General features: G+C 56.7%; 8 protein-coding genes and 3 pseudogenes. 6 read left to right on the plus strand and 5 right to left on the minus strand.

Features of this window, described 5'->3' with window-relative positions; genetic code table 11:
* Positions 1–95 precede the first annotated feature (95 nt).
* The 4 genes and pseudogenes from M3436_17865 (at position 96) to M3436_17880 (ending at position 2,168) form a co-directional block, all read left to right on the plus strand.
* A complete protein-coding gene (locus tag M3436_17865; protein MDQ3565883.1) occupies positions 96–314 on the plus strand; it encodes an addiction module protein in 219 nt (72 codons plus the stop codon).
* Positions 311–604: a type II toxin-antitoxin system RelE/ParE family toxin gene (locus tag M3436_17870; protein MDQ3565884.1), complete on the plus strand. Its 294-nt coding sequence runs from the start codon at positions 311–313 to the stop codon at positions 602–604. Before M3436_17865 ends, M3436_17870 begins: the two co-directional genes overlap by 4 nt.
* Positions 605–628: 24 nt before the next feature.
* Positions 629–1,558 (plus strand): annotated as a pseudogene (locus M3436_17875) (site-specific DNA-methyltransferase).
* A gap of 316 nt (positions 1,559–1,874) precedes the next feature.
* Positions 1,875–2,168: a hypothetical protein gene (locus M3436_17880; protein ID MDQ3565885.1), complete on the plus strand. Its 294-nt coding sequence runs from the start codon at positions 1,875–1,877 to the stop codon at positions 2,166–2,168.
* Positions 2,169–2,428: 260 nt separating this feature from the next.
* Here the strand turns inward: M3436_17880 and M3436_17885 are convergent, their stop codons facing one another.
* Together M3436_17885 and M3436_17890 are read right to left on the minus strand one after the other, a co-directional pair.
* Positions 2,429–2,686 carry a hypothetical protein gene (locus tag M3436_17885; GenBank protein ID MDQ3565886.1) on the minus strand — a complete coding sequence of 86 codons (258 nt, stop codon included), beginning with the start codon at positions 2,684–2,686 and terminating at the stop codon, positions 2,429–2,431.
* Between the two features lie 113 nt (positions 2,687–2,799).
* Positions 2,800–3,351, minus strand: a complete 552-nt coding sequence (locus M3436_17890) for a DUF3455 domain-containing protein (protein MDQ3565887.1) — start codon at positions 3,349–3,351, stop codon at positions 2,800–2,802.
* Positions 3,352–3,502: 151 nt separating this feature from the next.
* Here M3436_17890 and M3436_17895 point away from each other — a divergent pair, with 151 nt between their 5' ends.
* A complete protein-coding gene (locus M3436_17895; protein ID MDQ3565888.1) occupies positions 3,503–3,757 on the plus strand; it encodes a hypothetical protein in 255 nt (84 codons plus the stop codon).
* Positions 3,758–3,809: 52 nt separating this feature from the next.
* On the opposite strand, the gene M3436_17900 is transcribed toward M3436_17895, so the two are convergent.
* Positions 3,810–4,511 (minus strand): IS6 family transposase, encoded by a 702-nt coding sequence (locus tag M3436_17900; protein ID MDQ3565889.1) that lies wholly within the window; start codon positions 4,509–4,511, stop codon positions 3,810–3,812.
* Positions 4,512–4,552: 41 nt separating this feature from the next.
* Between M3436_17900 and M3436_17905 the strand changes: the two are divergent.
* Positions 4,553–4,840: pseudogene (locus M3436_17905) on the plus strand (DUF924 domain-containing protein).
* On the opposite strand, the pseudogene M3436_17910 reads toward M3436_17905, so the two are convergent.
* Both M3436_17910 and M3436_17915 read right to left on the minus strand, forming a co-directional pair.
* Positions 4,793–5,024 (minus strand): annotated as a pseudogene (locus M3436_17910) (SDR family oxidoreductase). The pseudogenes M3436_17905 and M3436_17910 sit on opposite strands and share 48 nt — an antisense overlap.
* 441 nt (positions 5,025–5,465) lie before the next feature.
* Positions 5,466–7,603 (minus strand): DEAD/DEAH box helicase (locus M3436_17915; protein ID MDQ3565890.1); only part of this gene is annotated, 2,138 nt, incomplete at its 5' end.

Genomic DNA, 7,603 nt, shown 5'->3' on the forward strand with positions numbered 1-7,603 from the left:
GCCGAGTTCAGTAAAATGATCGAAACGTATACCGGTCGGCTCGGCCCGGAGTAATCTAGTCAATCAAATAGTAGCAACACACATGAGGAGGCATCATGGCGAACACGATACCGTTGGACAAAATGTCCGTGGAAGAGAAGCTTCAGGCGATGGAATCGCTTTGGGACGATTTATGCCGGAAGACGGGCAGCGTGTCTTCCCCGACCTGGCATGAAGAAGTGTTGGCGGAACGGGACGCAATGCACAAGCGCGGGGACGATGAATTTCAAGATTGGGACGCCGCCAAGAGGAATATCCAAAACAAGATTTCATGAAAATCAAAATACTCGCCTCGGCCAGTCAGGACTTGATCGATGGTTACCGGTTCTATGAAAGTCAGGCCGAGGGGGTTGGCGCCTATTTCCTTGACTCGCTTTACTCCGATATCGATTCCCTGATCATCAGCGCCGGCGTCCATTCCATACATTTCGGGAAATACCATCGCCTGTTATCAAAACGATTTCCCTTCGCCGTTTACTACCGGGTTGAGAACGAGACAGCCCTTGTCTATGCGGTCCTCGATTGCCGCCGGCGCCCGGCATGGATCAGGAAGAAACTGAGCTAGACATGCGAAACAAAAGGCGTAGCCATGGCGAAAAAGCCAACCACCATTAAAACGGTCGAGTCGCTCAAGCACGACGAGGCCACGCGCAAAAACATCCCGACCGCCGAATACCAGTCGGTGATGCGGAAGCACGAGCAAAGCCCCGTCCGCGTGGCCTACGAGCGGCGTAACCGCGACCTCGATCCGCAGCTTGTCTGGCGCGGCAAGGATGAGCAGGACTGGAGCGATCTCGTCGTCCACGCCCCGCCGCTCTACATCCAGGAGAAGGTACACCCCAAGGTGCCCATCGACGACCTGCTCAAGCAGACTCGCGAGCAGCGCGCGCAAGAAGTCGGTGCGCAGATCGACCTCTTTGGCGATTTCAACGGCATCCCCGAGGGCGTGGACAAAACCGAGTTCTACCAGCACGAGCAGAATTGGTCGAACCGCATGATTCTCGGTGACTCCTTCCAGGTAATGGCCAGCCTCGCCGAGCGCGAGGGGCTGCGCGGCAAGGTGCAGTGCATCTACCTCGACCCGCCCTACGGCATCAAATTCAACAGCAACTTTCAGTGGAGTACCACCAGCCGCGACGTGAAGGACGGCAAGGCCGACCACATCACCCGCGAGCCGGAGCAGGTCAAAGCCTTCCGCGACACCTGGCGCGACGGCATTCATAGCTACCTAACGTATCTGCGCGACCGGCTAACCGTCGCCCGCGATCTGCTCACCGAGTCGGGTTCCATCTTCGTGCAGATAGGTGATGAGAATGTTCATCGGGTCCGGGCGGTGATGGATGAGGTGTTTGGCTCTGCTAGCTTCATTCAGCTTCTAATCGTTGCTAAAACGACGGGGCTTGAGTCGGTTGACGCTCTTCCGTCCACCGCCGACTTCATCCTTTGGTACGCCAAAGCGAATGGGCAGCACAAATACCGGCAGCTCTGGTTGCGCGAAAAGTCAGCAGGAGTTGGCGGATACAACTACGCGCAAACGCCAGAGGGAGACGTGCTACGAATCAGCGAAATCGATGGGGAATCGGAAAGAATCCGGTACTTCGCCTCGTCGGATATTACTAAGCCGGGCCCTGGTTCAAAGTTTACCTTCAGCTTCAACGGGGGTTCGTATTCGTCGGGGTCAAGATGGTGGGGTACGACCCCGGAGGCCCTTCGCAGGTTGACCTTAGCTGATCGGCTTCTTCCTGTTGGTGATCGGTTGCGCTTTAAACGCTATCTGGATGACTTTCTTTCTTACCTATCTCCCCGACCGCTAAGGGGTGACATGGAGCGAGCCGGTGCAGGATAATCAACACCAGCGTCACGAGGCTGAGCACACAGTTAAAAACAGTCGTGATGACGAGCGGCAGGCAGCAGCCTTCAAACCAGTAATGCACCAGGGCATAGAAGAGCGTCATGCTGCTACCAACGGCCCACAGGATCCATGCACTCAGAGAGACTCCTTGGCTGTTTTTCGTCAAGCGCAGCGTTATCAGCTGAGGAAGAAATCCCAACAGCGTAAAGAATATCGTCAGCCACTGAAGGATATCGGCGACGTGTATCAATTCGACATCGTACATAGCAGGTACTAGGCTAAATCCTGGGGGTCATAGCGCCGCGTGTAATATCGCGGCGTGGATTAAATCTTCATCGCGATAGGTTGCGATTGTTTGAGCCGTGAATCGCTCCTAATGTACATATCGTTCATTCTGACGATTTTTTAAGTGCGGCGGAGAGAATAAGGTACGGGTGTTCAGGGACAATTAAATTTTTCGGGTGACGACAATTAGATTTATCGGATCTGGGCTTCGCTGCCGGGTCAGGTACGCCCTCTCCTCCAAGGTAGGGGAGCCTATGACAACCGACCAGCAAGTGAGGCGACGGGAGTCGAAGTTGGACACGAAGCCGATGAAGTTCGCCCGGTCTGGGTAGAAGAATCCAAACACGCCGGGTAGCGTTGACTGCCCAGCTCCTCGCTGTAGTAGCCCAGCATCTCGAGGGAGATCATCAGTCGTATGTCCTCGCCCCGGGCGCGGGCCGCCTTGGCGTAAACTCTGCTGCCCATCTTGCCCCAATAGAAAAACGGCGGCTCCTCATTGACGAAGGCCACGAAGCGCAGCGAGCGCGCGGGCTTCGCCTGAACCAGGGCACGCCTTAATGGTCTCCTGGATGGCCACTTCGGCAGCTGTGCTGCATGAAGGCCGCCCCTGAATCGCCTGTAGCCTAGCGGGCCGAAGCGTAGAATATATAAGTCGCCGTGTAATCGACGCGGGCCTCTTTGCTGATCTCCGTGTGGCTGCAGCCGTTCAAGGGCGCTATGCCGCCCACGGTGTTGATGCGCTGTATCCATCTCACGCGACCGAATATGCCCTCGCCTTCATTGGATTTCGCAGCAATCAGTAGCCAGGGGATGGCGGATGTGCTCGGAGAATCAATCTTGTGCTTAACCTCGCCAATGACCTTACTACCGTCGGCGGCCGCCCAGGTGGGGCCGGCATAATGGTGCCCGATGCGCTTACCTCCCGAGTCAAAGAGATTGGCGTCTGGCGCTTTCAAGGACCACTCGAACGCTTGCCCGTTGTCCGTCCTGACTTTGCATTCATAAATCTGTGCACCTCTGGCTTGCGCCTCAAGGACCACGGAGCGGCCCGGCGGGACCCTTAGCCGTTCGGGAACGTTCACTGAAGCCTGCGTTGCGGGTGGGATGATTGGTTGACAGGCGGCGAGCAGAGTCATCGCACAGAGCAGCGACGGTAGAAGGCGAAGAGTCGTCATGTTCAAAATGAAAATGCAGTCATGGTTAAGGTCAACCCAAGGAAAGTATGGGTAACTTCTTGCTAAAGTACAAAAAGATAGACTATAAAGCTCGTACGGTCCAAATCCAGAATCGTGCTAAACAAGCTGCCGCGGACACAATCTCCACCTCATGAACTGGGCAGAGAACGCCCTACTCTTTAATTGGGCGGTGCGCTTCAATAACCAGGTGCGCGATTGCCTAGTTAGCCGGCAGCACGGATCTCTTATCGATGTGTACACGTTTGGCGAAGACGCGCGCCTGAGGGTCCCGACGCCAGACCATTACCTCCCGCTGCTATACCTTAGCGCGCAACAGGCTGAGGACGAAGTCATGTCGCTTCCCATCGATGGAGTTGAGCACGGCTCTATCGGGATTGGGCTTTGAAAGTTATCGAACGTAGCTTATTTTCGGCTGCGGTTTAGGTTCAGCTACCGATTCAGCAGGCGCAAGTCACCTCTTGCCAAGTCGAAAACGAGCGCTCACGGAACAGGCGGTAATGACACGCCCTTAAAAGATGACGGCCGACGCGAAACAGGTTGTGGACTTGGCTGTGAACAGACAGGAATCGTTGGGCTTGTCCGGATGATTTGAATCGCCTCATCTGCCTCTCGTGTTGGCGCGTATGTCGGTGTGAGGCTTCCGCTCGGTTATTGGCGTAGCGATCTTGGCAGTGCACAGTCGATGGCATGACCTCTCTCCTCGCCGCAGCGTAGCTCTTCAGCTTATCGGTCACCATCACCCTTGGCGATCGACCTTGGTGCTTCAACATCTTACGGAAGAAACGCGTCGCGGCTTGTTTGTCTTTACGTTTCTGAACCAGAATGTCGATGACGTTATCGTCTTGGTCAACAGCACGCCAGAGATAACGGCGTTCCCCTTGGACCGTGACGATCACCGCCTCATCCATAAACCACGTGTCCCCCAATCGCCCTTGGCGTTTGCGAAGCTGGTTAGCATAGTTCGGACCGAACTTCATGCACCACTGTCGAACGGATTCATACGTAACGATGACCCCTCGCTCAGCCAGCAGATCTTCGATGTCTCTGAAGCTCAGCGTGAACCGATGGTATAGCCACACGGCATGGCTGATGATCTCGGGTGGGAAGCGATAACCACGATAGCTTGATCGACGGTTCATGCCAGGATTATGGACGATCAGACTCGAGTTGACAGAACCGCCTGGCGCAAGGGGCCATCGCCGCAAATGCGCATAGCGCCTTGAGCGCCCAGCAGAAGGCATTTCTGTATATGCCTTTCATGCACAGCGAGTCGCCCGAAATCCACAAGGTGGCGCTCAAGCTTTTCAGCGAGCGGAGGTTGGAAGGGAATCTCAAGTTCGAGCTCACGCACAAAGCGATCATTGACCGATTCGGGCGTTACCCGCATCGGAACGCGTACCTTGAAAGGAAGTCTACGGAGGAAGACGCGCCCAGGCGCGTCCGCGTTCACGCGTATGCCCTTTTTTGACCAAGTTCTGAGCCAGCGTTTTGGTAATCGCGTTAATCGCACCTTTGGTCGCTGAATAATCGAGTAGCTTGGGCGAGCCCTCTAGCCCAGTGATCGAACTCGTAGCGATGATCGCGGCACCGGGTTTCAAGTGCGGCACAGCTGCTCTCACCAGCCGGAAGTACGAATAGACGTTGGTTTTGAACGGTATAGTCGCAGGAGGCCAAGAGTCTTCCTGTCTCTGGGCCGTGGAATAACGCGACTGAGGCAGACCCCATGCGTTACCGTTTCTATACGGGCTGAGGCTCGTTCCAGTCTTACCTTTAAGAACTCGGGGCGTTTGCCGATAGGTCCGATATATTACGGCTGCGTCGGTAGCCTGAACGAGACCGCGCACTGCGCGGCGGGTGACACCTTCAACGGGGAACCTGCAACCTACTCGGGAGAACAGCCGTTGATGATCCTCTCCACACAGAATCCGAGACCGCGTCGCGGCTTTGCTCTTCTCCTCACGATGTTTCTCGCCACCGGATGTTCCGCACCTCTCGTGCGCGATATCCCGATGCTCAGCCCGGAAGATCCCGACTTCGAAATCAAGCACATGTACGCGGTCCGAAGCCCGCAGTTTCGCCGCGCGGTCGGACATCTACTCGGTCCCCAGATTCTGGAGGGCAACCGGGTGGAAACGCTTCTCAACGGCGATCAAATCTTTCCCGCGATGTTGGAGGCGATTGAGGGGGCCGAGCGATCCATCACCTTCGAGACGTATATCTATTGGGCTGGCGAGATCGGTGAACGATTCGCAGAGGCTTTGTCCGAACGGGCGAGCGCCGGAGTGGAAGTGCGGGTGATAATCGCAGGGACACGCGGCGATCAAGTCATGGGTCTTGGTGACGACCGTCGCACCGAGATCATAGAGCGGCGTGGATAGCCCTATGCCGCCTGGATGGTTGTCATAGAGGAAGACCGTGGGTAAGAAGGCTTGTGTTGATTGTTCGATATCGATAGTCCCGCCATCGAAGGCTTGCGCCCGTCCGCGTCCCTCCGGACCCGCCACGGCAAACCACGTGTGTTGACTATCGCCGACCGAGCGTCCTAGATCGTGCCGTTCAGACATCGTGAGCAGTGCCGCGACGTGGTGGAGGGCGTAGGCGGCGCTGAGAAATCCATCCAGAGCTTGCCACCGGGCGGGAAAGGCGGCTTCCAGCGCCGCGGGGTCTATTTGCCACCAAACAGCGGTCGTGTGCATTTCTTGATCGGGCAACTGGATCTTGCCGTAGCCGATGTTCTCGTGCGTGTAATAGCGGATCTTCTTGTAACCGGCAATACGCCTAACCAAATGCACTTCGCCACCAGCACAGGCGGAATGTGTACGCTCTTGTTGCTCGAATTCGTCCAGGACTTTCAGTTTCGTATAATCGATCGCATCGGTGTAATAGTCCGCCTGCGTACGGGTGACAAAGGCCTTGCGTCCTTCCCAGTCGAGCCGTTCGACTTGCCAGGGTTGGGCTTGGATGAGATAAATGGCGCCTTCGTAGATCGTCATCGGTGCGCTGGAGTAGTCGACTTCGGCAATGATCTCCTGCTTGCCGCCGGTCGTATCGATCACCACGAAGTTACCCTCGGCGACGGAGCGCAGGCTCACACTATTGGCAGGAAAACTGTCGGCTATCCAGTGCCATTGAGGCGCTTCATGATGCAGGATCCCGTGTTCTTCGAGATAAGCCAGGAGCTCATCGAGCGGTTCTTGACCGAACGGCTCGCCGTCCCTAAACGGTAACTCGAAGGCCGCGCAGCGGACGTGGTCCATGAGGATCAGCAATTGATCGGGTGCGATCCGCGCATGCTCGGGGGAGCTGCCCATGAAGAAATCGGGGTTGCGGACCAGGAATTGATCCAAGGGATCACTGGTTGCGACCAAGACCCCGAGTGCTGCCCGCTGGCGGCGACCGGCCCGTCCAAACCGCTGCCAGGTTCCGGCGATGGTGCCGGGATAGCCATTGAGTAGACAGACATCCAGGGCACCGATGTCGACACCCAATTCCAGCGCGCTCGTCGTGATGATACAGTCCAAGCGGCCGGCGCGCAGCTCCTTCTCGGTCGCGCGCCGCTCGGTCGGCAAGTAGCCGCCCCGATAAGCCCTCACCCGCGATGGCTTGCGCGGATCCCGATCAAATACATCCTTGAGATACTTGGTCAGCACTTCGACCATCAGCCGCGAGTTAGCAAAGACGATGGTTTTCAGTCCGTGGACCAGAGCTGATCTCGCGATACGAGTGACTTGCGAGCGACTAGAGGCACGCAGACCGAGGTCGGGATTGATGACCGGCGGATTCCAGAGGAGAAGATGCTTTTGCCCCTGCGGTGCACCGCTGTCTGTCACCGCGGCTACCGGACCGCCAATCAACTCTTCGGCGAGCTCGGCGGGATTAGCGATCGTGGCAGAAGACAAGATGAAAATCGGATCGGGTCCGTAGAAGCGGCATACTCGTCGCAGCCGACGAATGACATTCGCCATATGGGAACCGAAGACACCGCGGTAGGTGTGCAATTCGTCGATGACGACAAAGCGTAAGGTCTCGAAGAATTGAGCCCATTTGGTGTGGTGGGGCAAGATCCCCTGGTGCAGCATGTCGGGGTTGGAGACAACGATATCGCCCCGAGTGCGCACCGCTTTGCGGGCGTCGCCTGGGGTATCGCCGTCGAAGGTATACGCGCGGACGCCTAAGCCACCGGCCTGATTGAGTTCCAGAATTTCAGCGACTTGATCTTGCGATAGGGCTT

The sequence above is a fragment of the Pseudomonadota bacterium genome (genome assembly GCA_030859565.1).
Taxonomy (GTDB): Bacteria; Pseudomonadota; Gammaproteobacteria; order JACCXJ01; family JACCXJ01; genus USCg-Taylor.